The sequence below is a fragment of the Arthrobacter alkaliphilus genome, assembly GCF_021483235.1.
In the GTDB taxonomy this organism is placed as follows: domain Bacteria; phylum Actinomycetota; class Actinomycetes; order Actinomycetales; family Micrococcaceae; genus Arthrobacter; species Arthrobacter alkaliphilus.
On sequence record NZ_JAKEEC010000023.1, the window covers coordinates 14,452 to 33,856 of the forward strand.

17 protein-coding genes are annotated in these 19,405 nt (G+C 64.2%); 1 reads left to right on the forward strand and 16 read right to left on the reverse strand.

Annotation, left to right across the window (positions count from 1 at the left end; all coding sequences use genetic code 11):
* Positions 1-72 precede the first annotated feature (72 nt).
* The gene (locus tag L0B83_RS14980; RefSeq protein WP_234759303.1) at positions 73-531 is read left to right on the forward strand and encodes a flavin reductase family protein; all 459 of its coding nucleotides are present in this window, start codon (positions 73-75) and stop codon (positions 529-531) included.
* A 41-nt stretch (positions 532-572) separates the two neighbouring features.
* Here the strand turns inward: L0B83_RS14980 and dnaE are convergent, their stop codons facing one another.
* From dnaE to L0B83_RS15060, 16 genes are all read right to left on the reverse strand, one after another.
* Positions 573-4,136: a DNA polymerase III subunit alpha gene (gene dnaE / locus L0B83_RS14985; protein ID WP_234759258.1), complete on the reverse strand. Its 3,564-nt coding sequence runs from the start codon at positions 4,134-4,136 to the stop codon at positions 573-575.
* 61 nt (positions 4,137-4,197) lie between these two features.
* A complete protein-coding gene (locus L0B83_RS14990; protein ID WP_234759259.1) occupies positions 4,198-5,124 on the reverse strand; it encodes an RluA family pseudouridine synthase in 927 nt (308 codons plus the stop codon).
* Positions 5,117-5,737, reverse strand: a complete 621-nt coding sequence (lspA, locus tag L0B83_RS14995) for a signal peptidase II (protein ID WP_234759260.1) — start codon at positions 5,735-5,737, stop codon at positions 5,117-5,119. The genes L0B83_RS14990 and lspA overlap by 8 nt, the downstream gene beginning before the upstream one ends.
* A gap of 92 nt (positions 5,738-5,829) precedes the next feature.
* The gene (locus tag L0B83_RS15000; protein ID WP_234759261.1) at positions 5,830-6,504 is read right to left on the reverse strand and encodes a DivIVA domain-containing protein; all 675 of its coding nucleotides are present in this window, start codon (positions 6,502-6,504) and stop codon (positions 5,830-5,832) included.
* Positions 6,505-6,670: 166 nt separating this feature from the next.
* Positions 6,671-6,958, reverse strand: coding sequence for a YggT family protein (locus L0B83_RS15005; protein WP_234759262.1), 288 nt, complete (start codon positions 6,956-6,958; stop codon positions 6,671-6,673).
* Between the two features lie 102 nt (positions 6,959-7,060).
* On the reverse strand, positions 7,061-7,588 hold the full coding sequence (locus tag L0B83_RS15010) for a cell division protein SepF (RefSeq protein WP_234759263.1): 528 nt from the start codon (positions 7,586-7,588) through the stop codon (positions 7,061-7,063).
* A gap of 88 nt (positions 7,589-7,676) precedes the next feature.
* Positions 7,677-8,426: a YggS family pyridoxal phosphate-dependent enzyme gene (locus tag L0B83_RS15015; RefSeq protein WP_234759264.1), complete on the reverse strand. Its 750-nt coding sequence runs from the start codon at positions 8,424-8,426 to the stop codon at positions 7,677-7,679.
* The gene (locus tag L0B83_RS15020) at positions 8,419-9,114 is read right to left on the reverse strand and encodes a purine nucleoside phosphorylase YfiH/LACC1 family protein (protein ID WP_234759265.1); all 696 of its coding nucleotides are present in this window, start codon (positions 9,112-9,114) and stop codon (positions 8,419-8,421) included. Before L0B83_RS15020 ends, L0B83_RS15015 begins: the two co-directional genes overlap by 8 nt.
* A 37-nt stretch (positions 9,115-9,151) precedes the next feature.
* Complete coding sequence (gene ftsZ / locus L0B83_RS15025; RefSeq protein ID WP_234759266.1) at positions 9,152-10,384, reverse strand: cell division protein FtsZ; 1,233 nt, start codon at positions 10,382-10,384, stop codon at positions 9,152-9,154.
* Between the two features lie 214 nt (positions 10,385-10,598).
* Positions 10,599-11,438 (reverse strand): cell division protein FtsQ/DivIB, encoded by an 840-nt coding sequence (locus L0B83_RS15030; protein WP_234759267.1) that lies wholly within the window; start codon positions 11,436-11,438, stop codon positions 10,599-10,601.
* On the reverse strand, positions 11,431-12,804 hold the full coding sequence (gene murC / locus L0B83_RS15035) for a UDP-N-acetylmuramate--L-alanine ligase (RefSeq protein WP_234759268.1): 1,374 nt from the start codon (positions 12,802-12,804) through the stop codon (positions 11,431-11,433). Before murC ends, L0B83_RS15030 begins: the two co-directional genes overlap by 8 nt.
* The gene (murG, locus tag L0B83_RS15040) at positions 12,801-13,907 is read right to left on the reverse strand and encodes an undecaprenyldiphospho-muramoylpentapeptide beta-N-acetylglucosaminyltransferase (protein WP_234759269.1); all 1,107 of its coding nucleotides are present in this window, start codon (positions 13,905-13,907) and stop codon (positions 12,801-12,803) included. Before murG ends, murC begins: the two co-directional genes overlap by 4 nt.
* Before the next feature lie 6 nt (positions 13,908-13,913).
* Positions 13,914-15,218 (reverse strand): putative lipid II flippase FtsW, encoded by a 1,305-nt coding sequence (gene ftsW, locus L0B83_RS15045; protein ID WP_234759270.1) that lies wholly within the window; start codon positions 15,216-15,218, stop codon positions 13,914-13,916.
* A gap of 2 nt (positions 15,219-15,220) precedes the next feature.
* On the reverse strand, positions 15,221-16,822 hold the full coding sequence (gene murD, locus L0B83_RS15050) for a UDP-N-acetylmuramoyl-L-alanine--D-glutamate ligase (protein WP_234759271.1): 1,602 nt from the start codon (positions 16,820-16,822) through the stop codon (positions 15,221-15,223).
* Complete coding sequence (gene mraY, locus L0B83_RS15055; RefSeq protein WP_234759272.1) at positions 16,804-17,913, reverse strand: phospho-N-acetylmuramoyl-pentapeptide-transferase; 1,110 nt, start codon at positions 17,911-17,913, stop codon at positions 16,804-16,806. The genes murD and mraY overlap by 19 nt, the downstream gene beginning before the upstream one ends.
* Complete coding sequence (locus tag L0B83_RS15060) at positions 17,910-19,400, reverse strand: UDP-N-acetylmuramoyl-tripeptide--D-alanyl-D-alanine ligase (protein ID WP_234759273.1); 1,491 nt, start codon at positions 19,398-19,400, stop codon at positions 17,910-17,912. Before L0B83_RS15060 ends, mraY begins: the two co-directional genes overlap by 4 nt.
* Positions 19,401-19,405: the final 5 nt, after the last annotated feature.

Below are 19,405 nucleotides of genomic sequence, written 5' to 3' on the forward strand. Positions count from 1 at the left end.
TACCAAGAGCTCACGCAGGAGATCGGCAAAGTGGCTTCGGACAATCCCGCTTTTGAAGCAACATTCAAGCAAATGTTCCGCCGGCATGCCGCCGGGGTGGCCATCATCACTGCCGACCTCAACGGCAAGCCTTTCGGCTTCACCGCGACATCCGTCGCTTCGCTCTCCGCCGAGCCGCCACGCTTCACGTTCAACATGTCCCGCAGTTCCAGCTCCTGGCCGGCGGTGGCTAATGCGACGTACATCGGCCTGCACATGCTCGGGCTAGAGAACCAAGAACTCGCCGACCGGTTCGCCCGCACCCAGGAAAGGTTTGAAGGCGATCATTGGGAGCCGGGCCCCTTCGGGGTCCCGATCCTCAAGAACGTGGCCGGCTGGCTGATCGGCAAGATCCAGATGCGCTTGTCCTTCGAAAACAACGCGATCGTCGTGGTGGAGGTTGTCGACGGGCTGGTCGGCGAGGACGATACTCCCCTGCTGTACCACTCGGGATCCTACGGCCAGCCGGTTCCGCTCGACTATGAAATTTAGTTGGTGGAAATTTAGTTGGTGGAAATTTAGTTGGTGGAAATTTAGTTGGTGCTGTCCAGGCAGGTCGGGCCCAGAAGCACCTTGAGGTCACCGAAAAGCGACGGGGTGGGATTGACCCGCATGTGCACCGGCAAGCCCATGATTTCGACCTTGGAGTCGCCCTGCAAATGCAGTCTCACCTCGGAGTTTCCCCGGTGGGTGGTCAAGACATCGCGAAGTTCGGTAACAACGGCCTCCGTCGCCTTGTAAGTGGGCATCGTGATGACGAGGGGACCGTTGGTGCTTTCGCTCAGGTCCGGAACCGAGAGTTCCATGCAGTTCAGGGTGACCGCACCGTCGTCACGCCGCTGCAAGCGGCCCTTGACCACCACGATCAGGTCCTCGGCAAGGACCGAAGCGATTGGCCCGTAGACCTGGCCGAAGAACATGACCTCGATGGACGCCCCGAGGTCTTCGATCTCCGCCCGCGCGTAGGCGTTGCCGCTCGCTTTGGCGATCCTGCGGCTGAGGGAAGTGATCATGCCCGCGATGGTGACGATGGCGCCGTCGTGCGGTCCGTCTTCGCCAAGGATCGAGGTGATCGACTGCTCGGCATGCTGGCTCAACACGCCCTCGAGCCCCTGCAGGGGATGGTCCGAGACATACAGGCCGAGCATGTCCCTTTCGAAAGCGAGCTTGTCTTTCTTCTCCCATTCCGGCAGGTCCGGGATCTCCGTGCTCAGTGAGGCTTGCGGCTCCTGCTCCTCGAATCCGGCAAAGAGATCGAACTGGCCGATCGCTTCATTGCGCTTGAGCGTGATGACAGAGTCGATCGCTTCTTCGTGGACCATGGCCAAGGCACGGCGGTGGTGGCCGAGGGAGTCGAACGCGCCGGCCTTGATGAGGGACTCGATGGTGCGCTTGTTGCAGACCACCGCCGGAACCTTCATGAGGAAGTCCTTGAACGAGGTGTAGGCTCCCTCGCTCGCACGGGCCGCCACCATGGCTTCCACCACGTTGACGCCGACATTGCGGATGGCACCCATTCCGAAGCGGATGTCCGATCCCACAGGGGTGAAGTTGAGGCTCGACTCGTTGACATCCGGCGGAAGGACAGTGATTCCCATGCGCCGGCACTCATTGAGGTAGATCGCCGATTTGTCCTTGTCGTCGCCCACGGAGGTGAGCAGGGCAGCCATGTATTCGGGGGCGTAGTGGGCCTTCAGGTATGCAGTCCAATACGAGATGACCCCGTACGCTGCGGAGTGCGCCTTGTTGAAAGCGTAGTCGGAGAACGGGAGCAGGATGTCCCACAGGGTCTTGACGGCCTCCATCGAATAGCCGTTGTCCTGCATGCCTTGCGAGAAGCCGGCGAACTGCTTGTCCAGTTCGGCCTTCTTCTTCTTGCCCATCGCGCGGCGCAGGATGTCGGCTTGACCCAGCGAGTAGCCGGCCAGCTTCTGGGCCACGGCCATGACCTGCTCCTGGTACACGATCAGGCCGTATGTTCCGCCGAGGATTTCGGCGAGCGGTTCCTCGAGCTCCGGGTGGATCGGGATGACTTCCTGGATCTTGTTCTTGCGCAGGGCATAGTCGGTGTGCGCGTTGGCGCCCATGGGACCCGGGCGGTAGAGCGCCAACACCGCGGAGATGTCTTCGAAGTTGTCAGGCTTCATGAGCTTGAGCAGCGAACGCATGGGTCCGCCGTCGAGCTGGAAGACGCCCAAAGTGTCGCCGCGCGCCAGCAACTCGTACGACGCCGGGTCGTCCAACGCCAGGTGCTCGAGATCGAGGTCAACGCCCCGGTTCATCTTGATGTTTTCCAGGGCGTCGGAAATGATCGTCAGGTTCCTCAAACCGAGGAAGTCCATCTTGATCAGGCCAAGGCCTTCGGACGTCGGGTAATCGAACTGCGTGATCACCTGGCCGTCCTGGATGCGGCGCATGATGGGAATGACGTCGATGATGGGGTCCGAAGACATGATGACACCGGCGGCGTGTACGCCCCACTGCCGCTTCAGTCCTTCAATGCCCAGCGCGGTCTCGAATACCTTGGCGGCCTCCGGGTCCGTGCTGATGAGCTGGCGGAAGTCTGCTGCCTCGCTGTAGCGCTTGGCCTCCGGGTTCTGGATGTCCGCGAGCGGGATGTCCTTGGCCATCACGGCCGGCGGCAGGGCCTTGGTGAGCTGCTCGCCCATGCTGAACGGGTAGCCAAGCACGCGGGAGGAGTCCTTGAGCGCCTGCTTGGTCTTGATGGTGCCGTAGGTGACAATCATCGCAACGCGCTCGTCGCCGTACTTCCTAGTGACGTAGTCGATGACCTCGGAACGGCGGCGATCATCGAAGTCGACGTCGAAGTCGGGCATGGATACGCGGTCCGGGTTGAGGAAGCGCTCGAAAATCAGGCCGTGCTCGAGCGGGTCGAGGTCGGTGATGCGCATGGCGTAGGCCACCATGGAGCCCGCACCGGAGCCACGGCCCGGCCCTACCCGGATGCCGTTGTTCTTGGCCCAGTTGATGAAGTCGGCAACCACGAGGAAGTAGCCGGGGAATCCCATGGACGTGATGACGTCGAGCTCATAGTCGGCCTGCTTGCGCACCTTGTCCGGGACGCCCTTGGGATAGCGGTAATCCAGTCCCTTGGCCACCTCCTTGACGAGCCAGGACGTCTCGTCCTCGCCGGGAGGGCATGGGAACCGCGGCATGTAGTTCGCGCCGGTGTTGAAGGACACATCGCAGCGCTCGGCGATCAACAAGGTGTTGTCGCAGGCCTCGGGATGGTCGCGGAACAGCTCGCGCATCTCCTGCGGCGACTTCAAATAGTAGCCGGAGCCGGAGAAAGCGAACCGGGAGCCGCCGTTGTCATAGGTGGGCTCGAGCAGGGTGGATCCCGACTGGATAGCCAAGAGGGCCTCGTGGGCCTTGGCGTCATGCTCGTGCGTGTAGTGGAGGTCGTTGGTGGCCACGAGCGGAAGCTTCAGTTCCTTGGCCAGGCGCAGCAGGTCGCCGGTGACCCGCCGCTCGATGTCCAGGCCGTGGTCCATCAGTTCGCAGAAGTAGTTTTCCGCGCCGAAGATGTCCCGGAATTCGGAGGCCGCAGCCAGCGCCTCCCGGTATTGCCCCAGCCGAAGGCGGGTCTGGATTTCACCGGAAGGGCAACCGGTGGTGGCGATCAGCCCTTCTGAATACGTGTTCAGCAACTCCCGGTCCAAGCGAGGCCATTTGCCGAATACCGAGTCGAGCGAAGCAATCGAGGATGCCCGGAAAAGATTCCGCATGCCCACGTTGTTGTAGCTCAGCAGGGTCATGTGGGTGTAGGAACCACCACCGGAAACGTCGTCTTTCCGCTGGCTCTCATCGCCCCAGCGGACGCGCTCCTTGTCGCCGCGTGCGGTGCCCGGCGTGACATAGGCCTCGACGCCGATGATCGGCTTGATGCCTTTGTCCGTGGCCTTCTTCCAAAAGTCGAAGGCGCCGAACAGGTACCCGTGGTCGGTGGTGGCCAGCGCCGGCATGCCCAACCGCTCGGTCTCGTCAAACAACTCGGTGAGGCGGGCCGCTCCATCCAGCATGGAGTATTCGGTGTGGGTGTGCAGGTGGACGAACGAGTCATTGCTGGAAGTCACCACGACAGTCTACCGGGACTGGCCCCGCCGTTGGAGGGGCGCGCTGGAAGCGTGGATCGAGTTACGCCTTGCCGCTTTCAAGAAGGTCCAGCGCGTATTGCAGGTCCGCCGGGTACTGGCTGGTGACTTCCACCCATTCGCCGGTCCGGGGGTGGTTGAAGCCAAGCCGACGCGCGTGCAGCCATTGCCGGGTGAGTCCCAGGTTGGCAGCCAAACGCGGGTCCGCGCCGTAGGTCAGATCGCCCGCACAGGGGTGCCTGAGGGCCGAGAAATGAACCCGGATCTGGTGTGTCCTGCCTGTCTCAAGGTGAATTTCCACGAGGGTCGCCTTGCCGTAGGCCTCAAGGACCTCGTAGTGCGTCACAGAGGGACGCCCGTCCTCGATCACCGCGAAACGCCAATCGTGCCCGGGGTGGCGTCCGATGGGCGCGTCTATGGTGCCTTCCAGGGGGTCCGGCAGACCTTGGACCACCGCGTGGTAAACCTTGTCCACCGTGCGCTCCTTAAAGGCACGCTTCAGGACCGTGTAAGCGTCTTCGCTTTTCGCCACAACCATGACCCCCGACGTTCCGACGTCGAGGCGGTGGACGATGCCGGCGCGTTCAGGCGCGCCCGAGGTCGAGATCCGGTATCCCGCTCCCGCGAGTCCACCCACCACCGTAGGACCCACCCAACCGGGCGACGGGTGCGCCGCCACGCCGACCGGCTTGTCGATGACGACAAAATCGTCATCGTCCAACAGAATGTTCAGGCCTTCCACGACTTCCTCCACGACTTCCAAGGGATCCCTGCGCTCGGGAACGGTGACTTCCAGTACGGACCCGGCAGTGAGTTTCGCCGACTTGCCCAGCACGTTCGCGGAGACGGTGACGTTGCCCTCGGCGATCAGCAAGGCGGCCGCGGAGCGGGAGATCTCCATCATTTTCGCCAAGCCCGCGTCGGCCCTGGCCCCGCCCAATTCCTCGGGCACCACGAACTGCTCAGACATCGCCCGGAGCCTCACCTTCCGGCTTGTCGGACGTGGCGGGCGCTGAATCCGCGGAGTGGTGGCGGGAACCGTCCAGTCCAATCCCCCGCAGGGTCAGCAGGCAAATGATGACGACGCCGGACACCACCGCCGAGTCGGCGATGTTGAAGATCGCGAAGTTGGGCAACTGGATGAAGTCCACCACGTGGCCCATGGCAAACGAAGGCTCACGGAACAGCCGGTCCGTGAGGTTTCCGAGGGCGCCACCCAGCAACAGGCCCAGCGCCAAGGACCACCAGGCCGACCCCAATCGACGCACTTGGAACAGAATCACCACCGAAACGGCCGCCATGACGATCGTGAAGACCCACGTGACGTTTTCACCGATGGAGAAGGCGGCGCCCGAATTGCGGATGTAGTACCAGTGCAGGATCGGCGGCAGGACAGGGGTCCGCTCGCCTTCGACCATGGTGCTGGTGACCCAGAGCTTGGTCAGCTGGTCAAAGGCGTAGGCGAACACGGCGAAGCCCGCAAAGACCCATAGCAGTGCTGGACGCCGCGTGCGGGCCTTGGTCCGGGCCGGCTCCACGCTGCTATTGGTTGGCTCGGTGCCGTGAGTTTGTTCGTCGCTCATAGTGCTTTCATTCGGTAACCGTGGCTTCTGCGCCTTAACAGGCGAAAGCCGGTGGCCGAGGAATCCCCAGCCACCGGCTTTCAGAATACTTGCTAGACCTCTGCGGCCGCTTCGCCGACCTCGGGAGCCGCAACTGAGCCGCGGGCATCCAGGTCACGCAGCTGGCCTTCGATGTAGGCCTTCAGGCGGGAGCGGTAGTCGCGCTCAAAGCCGCGGAGCTGCTCCACCTTGCGTTCGAGAACACTGCGCTGCTGCTCAAGGGCACCGAGGATCTTGCGGGACTTGTCCTGCGCGTCGTTGACGAGGCTGGAGGCTTCGATCTGTGCCTCGGCGATGATCTTCTCCGCCTGCTGCTGGCCGTCGGCCACGTGCTTGTCGTGCATCTGCTGGGCCATGGCCAGCAGGCCGGCTGCGGATTCGGCGGAAGGAGAGCCGGCGGAAGCCGCGGCCGGAGCAGCGGCAGAAGCCGGCTCCTTCTTCTTGTCCGCGTCACCCTTTGCCTGGGCGTCTGCCTTGGCCTGTGCGTCCTTGTCGGCCTTCACCGGAGCCGGCACCTTCTCGACCACGGGTGCCGACGCTGCGCTGGCCGGGACCGCGTTTCCGCTTTCGGCAAGCTTCTTGCGGAGCTCGTCGTTCTCCTGGTTAAGGCGCCTCAGCTCGACGACGATCTCGTCGAGGAAGTCATCGACCTCGTCCTGGTCGTAGCCTTCGCGGAACTTGGTCGGCTGAAAGCGCTTGTTGACAACGTCTTCTGGCGTCAAAGCCATCTGGTCACCTCGTTGGTCTAGTTAGTCAGTAGGCCTTCCGGCCGTTCAAAACTACGGTACCTAAATATCATCTGATTCCCCCAATTCAACACCATAGTGTTGGTTCGGAGGTTTGCAGCCCACAAGCCGAAGAAACAGGTCCTACGGCACATGCACTGCGGAAGAGCTACGCCAGCGAGTAAACGAATCCCATCGCGATGCTGACGACAATAAACACGATCAGAAATGCCAGGTCAAGGGACACCCCGCCAAGCTGCAGCGGCGGAATCATCCGGCGGATCCGTTTCAACGGCGGATCCGTCACGGAATAGACCACGTGCGCAGCCACCAGGGCTCCGCCACGCGGGCGCCACTGGCGCGCAAACATCTGCACCAGATCGAAAACGAGCCTGATGATGAGGGTGACCAGGAACAGCAGCAATGCTATGTACAAAAGGCCGAAAACAATGCCCACGGGTTAGCTCAGATCTCCTAGTTCGCCATTTTTCCGGTCAGTCCCTCTATTGCAACACAGATGCCAGGCAGATCGCTCTGCCTGGCATCCCGGTTGACCGTTCTAGCTCTGGTTGAAGAACGTTGCTTGGGCTTCGCTGACCTTCTTGTCGTCGCCGAGAACTTCGACGTACGACGGCGACAACAGGAACACCTTGCTGGTGACACGCTCAATGCTGCCGTGGAGGCCGAAAACCAACCCGGCGGAAAAATCGACAAGGCGCTTCGCATCCGCTTCGCCCATGTCCGTGACATTCATGATCACGGGGATGCCGTCCCGGAAGCTTTCGCCGATGATCTTGGCGTCATTGTAGGAGCGGGGATGGACGGTGGTGATCTGCTTCAGACCGGAGGCATCTTCGCGGCTGGACGCCGCACGCTTGATAGGTGTCACGGGTGCGCGGTATTCCTCTTCGGCGACAGGGGGGACTTCACGAACTACTTCACGTACAGGTGCTGGAGCGCGGCGCTCTTCACGATTGTCGACAGACCGGTCCTCATCCGTGTGCTGCACGTGCTGCTCAGACTCGTAGTGTTCATCGCCATCGGCGAGCCCAAGATAAACCATTGTCTTGCGCAGTGCGCCAGCCATGCTGGACTCCTATCGTGTCTGCAGTAGGCGGGCCTGCCCATGACTTGACATCGCTGAATCCCGGCCCGTCGCTTCCAATACTTTGACGCTACCCCACCTGCGGGCGCGAACCGAGAATATCCGAGCCAATTCGCAGGTGTGTCGCACCGAATTGAACGGCAGCTTCGAGGTCCTGGCTCATCCCGGCGGATATCCCCACGGCGTCCGGATGCAGTCCCCGAAGATCCCTCGAAACGGCCGCGAGTTTCTCGAAAGCCTCCTCCGGGTGCGCGCCGAGCGGCGCGACGGCCATCACGCCGGCCAGGCGCAGCCCTGCGGCGGTTGCAATGGATTCGGCGAGGCGTTCGACGTCAGACGGTGCCGCCCCGCCGCGGTGGGCGCCGCCGTCGTCCTCGAGGCTGACCTGGATGTAGCAGTCGAGGTCCGGCCTGCCGGACTCGGACTGTTGCCGCGCGACAGCCTTTGCGAGGGCCTCGGCAAGTTGCGGCCGGTCGACCGAGTGCACGGACGACGCGTACTTCACGACGGACTTGGCCTTGTTGCTTTGCAGTTGCCCGATGAAGTGCCAGCGCACCGGCAGTCCGGCGAGTTCGGCGGACTTCGCGGCCGCTTCCTGGTCGCGGTTTTCACCGAAATCAGCCACGCCGAGTTCCGCCAACCGTGCTACGTCCGCCGCGGGATGGAACTTGCTGACCACGATCAGTTGCGGCTCTTCACTTCGCCCGGCGGCCGCAGTTGCGCTCGAAATCCGTTGGCGGACCGCGGCGAGCCGTTCCCGCAGTTCGGCGGTACGCGGATCGTCCCCGGAACCTTCCGCCGTCGGGAATTGCTTACTCATGCGTCCACACCAAGCCGGCAAACCGGCCCGTTCGTTGATTGCGCCTGTACGAGTACAGGCTGGGGGTCTCCCGCGTGCACTCCCCCGAGTACTCGACAGCGACGTCGTGTGCCCGTAACTGGGCGCGCACACCGGCGGGCAGGTCGAGTGCCGGCGTGCCCCACGAGGTGGTGGACCAGGTTTCCGGGACCGCGGACGCTACGTCCGCACGCAGTTGTTCCGGAACTTCGTAGCATTCACCGCAGATGGAGGGACCCACCCAAGCGCTGATGGCCGCTGCCCCGCGGTTCCGCATCTCGACCACGGCGGCTGAAACGATATCCGCGGCGACGCCGGGCCGGCCCGCGTGGATTACTGCAAGGACGGGATCGGCGTCGTCGCGACCTTCGCCCACGAGCACAACGGGGACGCAGTCGGCCACCATGACCGCGAGGGGTTGCCCCTTTGACACCATTGCGTCCGCCGTTGGCCCATCCCCGAATTCGGAGATGAACGCGACGGCTTTTCCGTGGACCTGGTTCATGAACTGGAAATGGCGTTCCCCGAGCCCCGCCGCTGCTTCCAGCCGGGCCCGGCGCGCCATGACGTCGTCAGGATCGTCCGCTACGTGCAGTGCAAGGTTGCCCGCATCGTCATCGGAGAAGGCGACCGAAATTCCCGGCCGCACTTCTTGTCGCCACCAAAACACTACTGGCTAACTCTCCTGGGTGGTTTGGGCAGACCTGTTACTTCAGGAAGTCCGGAACATCGAGGTCGTCGTTGCGGCTTCCCGTAAGGTCCGGTTCGACGACGGCGGGGAGGTCGACGTCGAAGCCCGAGTCGGCGGGCAACGCGGACGGGCGCTGCTGGCCCCAGCTGCTCAAGCCGGAGGCGCCCACGCCGGCAGCCGCGTGCTGGGGCGCAGAGTAGGCCGGAGCAGCCGAAGGTGCTGCCGGACGCTCCTGGGCCGCAGGGGCCTGGTGCTGGCCTGGCTGCTGGGCAGCCGTCTGGTTCATCGAGGGCGAGGTGGCCTTGAGGTCGTCAAAACCAGCGGCGATGACCGTGACGCGTGCCTCGTCGCCCAGGGCGTCGTCGATCACGGCACCGAAGATGATGTTGGCTTCCGGGTGCGCCACTTCCTGCACGAGCCGAGCAGCTTCGTTGATCTCGAACAGGCCCAGGTCCGAACCGCCTTGGATGGAGAGCAGGACGCCGTGGGCGCCGTCGATCGAAGCTTCCAGGAGCGGCGAAGCGATGGCAAGCTCGGCGGCCTTGACGGCACGGTCCTCGCCGCGCGCCGAGCCGATGCCCATCAGCGCGGAGCCGGCGCCCTGCATGACCGACTTGACGTCGGCGAAGTCAAGGTTGATCAAACCAGGGGTCGTGATGAGGTCGGTGATGCCTTGGACACCGGAAAGGAGCACCTGGTCAGCGGACCGGAAAGCGTCCAGGACGGAGACGTTGCGGTCGCTGATGGACAGGAGGCGGTCGTTGGGGATCACGATCAGGGTGTCGACTTCGTCGCGCAAGGCGTCGATGCCAGCCTCGGCGGAACCCGCCCGGCGGCGGCCTTCGAACGTGAACGGCCTGGTGACGACGCCGATGGTCAGGGCGCCGAGCGAGCGGGCAATCCGGGCAACGACGGGAGCGCCGCCGGTACCGGTGCCGCCGCCTTCACCTGCGGTGACGAAGACCATGTCGGCCCCGCGGAGGACCTCTTCGATCTCATCGGCGTGGTCCTCGGCGGCCTGGCGTCCGACGTCCGGGTTGGCGCCGGCTCCCAGTCCTCGCGTGAGTTCGCGTCCGACGTCGAGCTTGACGTCCGCGTCGCTCATGAGGAGAGCCTGGGCATCGGTGTTGATGGCGATGAACTCGACGCCGCGGAGGCCGACTTCGATCATTCGGTTAACTGCATTCACGCCACCGCCGCCGATGCCGACGACCTTGATGACGGCCAAGTAATTCTGCGGTGCTGCCACGTTTCGTGCCCCTTGCTTGTGTCCTATAGCGAAACAGATCGAGTCCAACTTGAATCCTTGGACCTTAACCCTCTAGTTGAAGGTTATAGTTATGTCAAGTAACTCTTATGTGACGGTATGGGCTATGAATCCGACATTCAATGACCGCCTCCGCGTGTCGTGTGAAACTCCGAAAAATAGCCGTATGCCCCAGTGAGGTTACTTGCTGAATTGGTTATTTGGTAAACGGGTGCCTCGGTGCGCTGACATCGTAGACACTCACCGGAACCTTCGGATTGGCGGGAGCCTTGAGCAACGCCTCAAGGACGCGGGCCTTCAGCTCCTTCTCGTCCGCATTCCCCCACACAACCGTCTTGCCGTCCGTAAGCTTGAGCTCGACGGCGTCCGGGGACGAGGCCGATGCGCTGGCCATCTTCGCCAGGACATCCGCCGGCAGGGTCGCGAGAACTGCCGTGATCGCCCTGAAGAGGTTCTGGTTCGCTCCTTGCCCGTCGATACGGGGCAAGGCCACCGATGCGGGATCCGCGGTGGATCCGAGCTGGACCCCGTCGACGTCAACCAGCGAATAGTTGTCGCCGCTCTTGACCAGGGCCACGGGCACCCGCTCCACGATGTGGACCAGAAGTTCCGACGGCGGGCGCGCTTCGGTACTGACTGAACGCACCTGGACGAGGGGCTTGAGCAGCCCGGCGATCTCGGCGTCGTTGATTTGCGGAAGGGGTTTTCCCTTCACCGGTTCCAGCGCCTTCTGGACGCTTGCTGCCTGGAGCAGCTTGGTACCGTCGACCGTCACTTTGCGCACGGCGAGCACCGGCGAGTAGATCGCCGCAACGATGATTCCGGCGACAAGGGCGACGATGATCGCCAAGGCCGTGAGCACGGTCCGCCGGCGCTTGCGTCCCTTGGGTTCCGGGAAGGCCAGCACATTGCTGTCCTTGCCCCGCCCGGCCCGGGGAGGGGCATCGACGGCGTCATCGAGGCTGCGTTCAGCACTGACCGCTCCGGGCCGCGTGCCCGCCTGCGGCTTGAAAGTGGGCTTCCGGGTGTCAGCCACCCAACAGCTCCACGATCCGGGGCCCGTAAGCCGTCACGTCGCCCGCTCCGACGGTCAGGACGATGTCGCCCTCGCCCGCCGCAGAAAGAATCGCGTCCAGCGCTTCCTGCCCGCCTGCCACGAGCCTGCCGCGCTTGAGGCGCTCGGTGATCAAAGCACTCGTGACCCCGGGAATGGGATCCTCGCGTGCAGGGTAGATATCCAGCACGAGGGCTGTGTCCGACTCGCCAAGCGCTTCGGCGAACTGCTCCGCGAATTCCCGCGTGCGGGAAAACAAGTGGGGCTGGAAGAGGACGTGCACCTTGTTGCCGCCTGCCACGGAGCGGGCAGCGGACAAGGCGGCCCGGACTTCCGTGGGGTGGTGGGCGTAGTCGTCGTAGACACGCACGCCCCTCCCCTGCCCCTTGAACTCGAATCGCCGCGAGGCTCCGGTGAAATGGCCGAGGGCGGCCGCGGCAGCCGCGGGGGCCACGCCCAGCTCGACGGCGACGGCGAACGCGGCTGCGGCGTTCAAGGCGTTGTGCCGGCCGGGCACTTGAAGCTCAAGCCGGTATTCCTGTCCGCCCATGGATACCCGGACATCGCCTGGTCCCCCGTCCTTGAGGCGGATATCGGCGTCCTCCGCCGTCCCGTAGCTCAGTACCCGGGTATTGCCGGCGGCTCGGGTCCGTTCCGCGAGGGCCCGGGCGCCGTCGTCGTCCGCGCACGCGAAGAGCACGCCATTGGCGGGCAGCAGCGCCGCAAACCTGTCAAAGGACGCGTAGACGGCCTCAGGCGTGCCGTAGTAATCCAGGTGGTCGGCCTCGACGTTGGTGACGACGGCGATGAGGGGCCTGTAGTTGAGGAAGGAGCCGTCCGATTCGTCGGCTTCGGCGACGAAGATGTCCGAGGCGCCGTGGGCTGCGTTGACGCCGAGGGCGGGAACGTTGGCACCGATGGCGAACGACGGATCCAGGCCCGCTTCCTTGAGCAACACGGCGACCATTGACGTGGTGGTGGACTTGCCGTGCGTGCCTGCCACGGTCACTACACGGTCGGTGCCCATGGTTGCCGCGAGGGCCTCGGAGCGGTGGAGCACGGGAAGGCCGGCCACCCGGGCCGCTTCCAGCTCCGGATTGTCGGCCCGGATGGCCGAACCGGCGACGACGGTCTGCGCGTCACCGAGATTTTCCGCGGAGTAGCCGACTGCGATCCGCGCCCCGGCGGACTGGAGGTCATGCATGACAGGCAGGTCCTTGGCGTCCGAGCCGCTCACGGGGACGCCCCTGGCCACCATGATGCGTGCGACGGCGGACATGCCCACGCCGCCGATCCCGATGAAGTGGACCCGGCCAAGGGAATCGATGTCTGCGAGGGGCTGGGTCATTCGGTTACCGCTTCCAAGACGAGATCAGCCATCTGCTGATCAGCATTTCTGATGCCAAGTTCCTTTGCCTTGCCGGCCATGTGTTCAAGGCGGGCTTGATCAGTGAGCAAAGGAATCACCTCGGCTTTGAGCCAGTCCGCGGTCAAGGCCCGGTCGTCGACCAGAAGCGCCGCACCGGCCTTGACGAGGGCGGACGCGTTCATTGCCTGCTCGCCGTTTCCGATGGGCAGCGGGACGAAGACGGCCGGGAGCCCGACGGCGGCCACTTCGCTGACCGTTGCCGCACCGGATCGGGCAAGGAGGACGTCCGCTGCTGCGTAGACGTTTTCCATGCCGTCGACGTATTCCACCTGGTGGTAGCCATCCGCGGCCAGGAGGTCGCCGTCGTCGTTCGTCACTGCCTTGCCGCGGCCGGTGATGTGCAGCGTCTGGATACCGGCTTCCGTCAAAGCCGTGACGGCGCCGGCAATGGTCCGGTTGATGCTCTGGGCTCCTGAAGAACCGCCCGTCACGATCAGTGCTGGTTGACCTGCGTCCAGGCCAAGCGACTGCCTGGCCTCCGCGCGGCGGGCTGCACGGTCCAGGCCCGCGATGGCCTTGCGCATGGGCATCCCCACATGCCGGGCGTGCCGCAGGCGGGTTTCCGGGAAGGCCACGCCCACGTGCTTGGTGAACATCGCTCCTACCCGGTTCGCGAGCCCGGCACGCGTGTTGGCCTCATGGATCACGATGGGGATCCTGCGACGCCAGGCCGCGAGGTACATCGGAGTGCAGACATAGCCGCCGACCCCGAGGAGGACATCGGCCCGGGCGTCGTCCAGAATGCGCCCGGCCTGTTTGACGGCCGCCGCGAGCCTGCCGGGCAGTTTGAGCAGGTCCACGGAAGGCTTGCGGGGAAACGGAACACGGTCGATGGTGGCCAGCTCGTAGCCGGCAGCCGGCACGAGACGCGTTTCCATGCCGTTCGGTGTGCCGACGGCGAGGATCGTTGCGTCCGGCCGCAGCGCCTTGATGGCGTCGGCAATGGCGAGCAGGGGGCTGATGTGTCCGGCGGTTCCGCCGCCGGCAAGGACCACGGACAGGGGCTTGGGCTGGGAGTTCATCGAGTGCTAGGTACGCTTTCGTGCAGTTTTGCCAAGTCGCCAGCGGCGCTTGGAGCCGCTGGCGGGAGCCATTTGGGCGCGGGCCAATGACAACACTACGCCCACGCCGCACAGCGACATCACCAACGCTGAACCGCCGTAGGAAATGAAGGGCAGCGGAACACCGATCACGGGAAGCAGGCCCGCCACCATGGCCATGTTGATCGCGGCCTGGCCCAGCATCCACGCCATGATCGATCCGCCGAGCACGCGGGCGAACAGGTCTTCCTGGTGGCTGACGACCCGGTAGATGGCAACTGCGAGCAACGCAAAAAGCACGAGGACCACGATGGTCCCCACGAGCCCGAGTTCCTCCCCGATGACGGCGAAAATGAAGTCGTTGTGGGCTTCGGGAATCCACTGGTATTTTTGCCGGCTCTGGCCAAGTCCAACACCAAGCCAGCCTCCCGAGGCAAGGGCGCTGAGGCCCTGTTCGCTCTGGAAGCCGATGTCGCTCGCCCCGGCGCAGCTCTGCCCCATCCAGGAGGTGATGCGGCACATCCGGTTTCCGCTGGTGACCGCGAGAATCAGCGCGGCGGCTGCGGCTACGCCCCCGGCTGTGGCGAAGAGCTTCAGGTTCACGCCGCCGAAAAACAAGCCCGCGGCCATGATGAGCATGACCACCAGCGAGGTGCCGAGGTCGTGCCCCAGGACAATCAAAGTAACGATGGCGGCGGAGACCGGAACAACCGGGATCAGGGCGTGCGTCCACCGGTCGAGAAGTTTGGCCTTGACGGAAAGGACCGTGGCCATCCAGAGCACCAGCGCGAACTTGGCGTACTCCGACGGCTGGAAGGTGAAGCCGCCGATCTCGATCCAGTTCTGGTTGCCCAGCACGCGCTTTCCGATGACCAAGACCAGCACCAGCAAGGCGCCGGCAAGAATGATCGAGGGCCAAGCGAATCTCTTCAGCCACACAACGTTGATCCGTGAAAGCACCAGCATCGCAACAATGCCCACACCGGCGAACATGCCTTGCTTGCTGGCGATGGAGTACGGGGATTCGCCGGCCGCGATCGCTTCGACGCTCGACGCGGAGAGGACCATGATGATCCCGATGGCCGTGAGCGCCAGCGAAGCACCAAGGATCAAGTAGTAGCTTGACCCGCCGCTCGATTTACCGTTTCCTTCAAGGGCCGACCAAAACCCGGCAAGCCCCGAGCGAATGCGGGACGGCAGCGAGGCCCGAGCAACGCCTGCCGCGCGTCCGGCGGGGTCTGCCTTGCCGGCCCGGGTCGGCCCGGGCCTGCTGCGCGTGGGCGTGCTGACCATTGTTACTCCTCGGTGGTCTGTGCCTGGCCTTCCACTAGCTCGCGAACTGCCCGGATGAAAGCATCGCCACGGTGAGCGTAGGAAGAGAACTGGTCCATGGAAGCAGCAGCCGGGGCCATCAGCACGGTATCGCCAGGCTCGGCAATACGTGCTGCCGACCCCACAGCATAGGCCATCACGGTGTCGCCGAAGATCGGGGACGGTTCCGCGGCACTACCAGCTGAATCGGCGGACTGCACCATTTCAGTGTCGCTCTTTGGCTGCCCGATTACGGGCACATCCGGTGCGTGTCGCTTGAGGGAGGCTTCCAGGTCCGCAGTGTCGGAGCCGATCAGCACCACCGCTTTGAGCCTGCGCGCGTTGTTTTTGATCAAGTCGTCATAGTTGACGCCCTTGGACAAGCCGCCCGCGATCCACACGACCTTATCGAACGCCGACAGGGCGGCGGACGCTGCGTGCGGATTGGTCGCCTTGGAGTCGTTGATCCAGAGCACGCCGTTCTGCTTCGCCACAGGCTGGATGCGGTGGTCTCCCGGGAGGTAGTTCCTGAGCCCGTCCCGCACTGCGGCCGGTTCGACCCCATAGGCGCGCACCAGCGCAGCAGCGGCCAGAGCGTTGGCAACCATGTGTCTCGGCGCAGCAGGGCCAAGGTCCGCCAGGGATGCGAGTTCTACTGCCGAGCTCTTCCGTTCTTCGATGAACGCCCGGTCCACGAGCAAGCCTTCGACGACGCCGAGCATGCTGACCGCCGGGGTCAAGGTGGTGAAACCGATCGCCCGGCAACCCTCCACGACGTCGGCGTTTTCCACCATGCGTTCGGTCTCGATCTGCTCGGCGTTGTAGATGCAGGCCTTCTGGGTGTTCTCGAAGATCTTTGCCTTGTCCGCGAGGTAGGACTCGTAGGAGCCGTGCCAGTCGACGTGGTCCTCGGCGACATTGAGGCAGACGCTCGCCACCGGGGAAAGCGATTCGCTCCAGTGCAATTGGAAGCTGGAAAGCTCAACAGCGAACGCGTCGTACTCCACCGGGTCACGGAGCGCGTCCAGGATGGGGGTGCCGACGTTGCCGACGGCGATTGCCTTGAGCCCCGCTGCCTGCAGCATGGCCTCGGTCATGCCCACCGTGGTGGTTTTGCCGTTGGTGCCCGTGATCGTGAGCCAGTCGGCTGTCTTCCGGCCCTTGCGTTCGCGCACCCGCCAGGCGAGCTCGACGTCGCCCCACACCGGCACGTGGGCCCGTTTGGCAGCTGCCAGGAGGGACTGGTCCGGCCGCCAGCCCGGCGACGTCACGACGAGGTCGGGCTTTTCGTCGTCCACTCGGGGCAGCGTCTTGACGGCGTCCTCGCCCAGGAGGACGTCGGCTGCGCCGACGATCTTCAAGGTGTCCGCCTGTGCGAGGGCCCTGGCGCTCGTGGCGGCGTCGACCACCACCACGCGTGCGCCGAGTTCGATCAAGGTATCGGCGGCCGCGAAACCGGAGACGCCGATGCCGGTCACGACGACCCGCAGTCCCTTCCAGTCGGAATCCCAACTGACGAGGTTCGCGAGCCGGTCAGGTGCGGAAGGTTTGGTTTGAGGACTTTCGCTCACAGCAGCACCACCCATTCAGCATAGAAAATCCCAAGGCCGGCCGCCACGAACAGTCCACAAAGGATCCAGAAGCGGACAACCACGGTGATCTCTGCCCAGCCCTTGAGTTCGAAGTGATGCTGGAGCGGTGCCATCTTGAAGACCCGTTTACCCTTGGTGACTTTGAAGTAGCCCACCTGGATGATGACCGACAGCGTGATGAGGACGAACAGCCCGCCGATGATGCCCAAAAGAAGTTCCGTGCGGGAGAGGATCGCAAAGCCGGCCACCGCACCGCCAATGGCCAAGGAACCGGTATCTCCCATGAAGATCTTCGCCGGAGACGTGTTCCACCAAAGGAAGCCCACCAGCGCGGCACTGCAAATAGCGGCCAGCAGCGCCAGGTCGAGCGGGTCGCGGACCGTATAGCAACCGCTGCCCGCCTCGCGGGGTGAACCGCAGGCCTGGTTGTTCTGCCAGATTCCCATGAGGGTGTAAGCGCCGAACACCATGATCGAGGCACCGGCGGCCAGGCCGTCCAATCCGTCTGTCAGGTTGACGCCGTTGGTCGCCGCAGTGACGATCAGGTTGGACCAGACCACGAACAGGATGGCGCCCAGGACGGTGCCGGCGAAGGCCATGTTGAGCCAGGGAATGTCCCGCACAAGGGAAATATGCGTGGACGCCGGCGTGATCCCCCGCGAGTCGGGGAAGTTCAGGACGAGCACTGCGAAGACAATGCCGACAAAAGCCTGGAGAATCAGCTTGGCCTTGGCGTTGAGTCCAAGGCTGCGTTGCTTGGAAATCTTGATGAAATCGTCGAGGAAACCAACGAATCCCATGCCGACCATCAGGAACAACAACAGCAGGCCCGAAGCCGACGGGCCCGGTGATCGCGGGTTCATCATCCACATGATCAGGTGGGTCAGCCCGTAGCTGATGAGCACGGCGGCCACCACGACTGTGCCGCCCATGGTCGGAGTACCACGCTTCGTGTGGTGTGAGGTGGGTCCGTCATCGCGGATGAACTGGCCGTATCCCTTGGTGACAAGGAACCGGATGAAGAGTGGCGTTCCGACCAAGGCCACCAAGAGGGCGACGCCCGCGCCGATCAACAGTGCAATCACAGCAGCTCGTTCCCTTCATTGGCGGCTGTTGCAACCGCGGTGTTCGCACTCGTTCCCGCCTGTGGGGCCAATGCTATCCGATCTCCCAAGTGCCTCAGGCCCACCCCGTTCGAGGACTTGAACAGCACCAAGTCCCCTGGCCGGAGCTCAGCTTGAAGCAGTTCGTAGGCCTCATCGGCCGTTTCGGTGAAAATGCACTCGTCGCCCCACGAACCTTCCTGGACCGCGGAAACGTAAAGCGCCCGCGCTTCGCGGCCAACCACGACGAGCCTGGAAATGTTCAAGCGAACCACTTGTGTTCCCACAGCCGTGTGTTCGCGGATGGATTCCTCGCCAAGTTCCAACATCGCGCCCAGCACCGCCCACGTGCGGCGTCCATGGCCGAGGTCGGCGAGGGTGCGCAAGGCCGCACGCATGGATTCCGGATTGGCGTTGTACGCGTCGTTGATGATGGTGACGCCGTCCGCGCGGTCAGTGCGTTCCATCCGCCACCGGCTGGCCGGCGTTTGCGCGCTCAGCGACTCGGCGATTCCCGCCGCCGGGATGCCTGCCGCGAACGCGGCGGCCGCGGCAGCAAGCAGGTTGGTGATGTGGTGAGCACCGATGAGCTTGCTGTGGACGGGATGCGGGGCACCGCCGTCGGGCAGGAGGAGCTCGAACTTCGGGTGGCCGTCGTCGTCGACATCGAAGTCCCTGGCCTCGACTGCGGCGCCGGGCATGCCGGTAGCGGTTGTTCCGAGCACTTTGGCCCGGGTGCGCGAAACCATCGCGGCGACCCGCGCGTCGTCGAAGTTAATGACGGCGGTTCCGTCCGGCGCCAGCGCCTCGACAAGTTCGCCCTTGGCCTTCGCGATGTTCTCCACGCCGCCGAACTCACCGGCGTGGGCGGTGCCGACGCACAAAACGACGCCGATGTCCGGCTTGACCATCTCGGCCAGGTATTTGATGTGGCCGATCCCGGTGGCCCCCATTTCGATGACGAGGTAGCGGGTGCCGGCATCGGCCCGGAACACGGTGAGCGGCACGCCGACTTCACCGTTGTACGAGCCCTGCGGCGCCACTGTGGCCCCGTCCCGGGACAGAATTCCCGCGAGCAGGTCCTTGGTGGTGGTCTTGCCCGCTGAGCCCGTGATGCCCAGGACAGTGAAAGACTCACCGCGTGCTGCACGTGCGGCACGGATGCGGCGCACGGACTCCGCGGCCAGCGCACCCATGGCGATCACGGCGTCATCGACGACGACGGCGGGGTACGGCCGGCCGTCCTGGTCGGAAACGTCGCGCTCGGTCAGCGCCAGTACGGCCCCGCGTTCGAAGGCGGCCCCGACATAGGCGTGGCCGTCGGCGTTCTCTCCCGGCTTCGCCACGTACAACGATCCGGCGGCCGCCTCACGGGAGTCGGTCACGACGGACGCCGGAACAATGCCCGGGTCCGCTGCCAATCGGCCATTGGTGATATCGGCGATCTCCGCCGCAGTAAGTGCAATCATCTCGG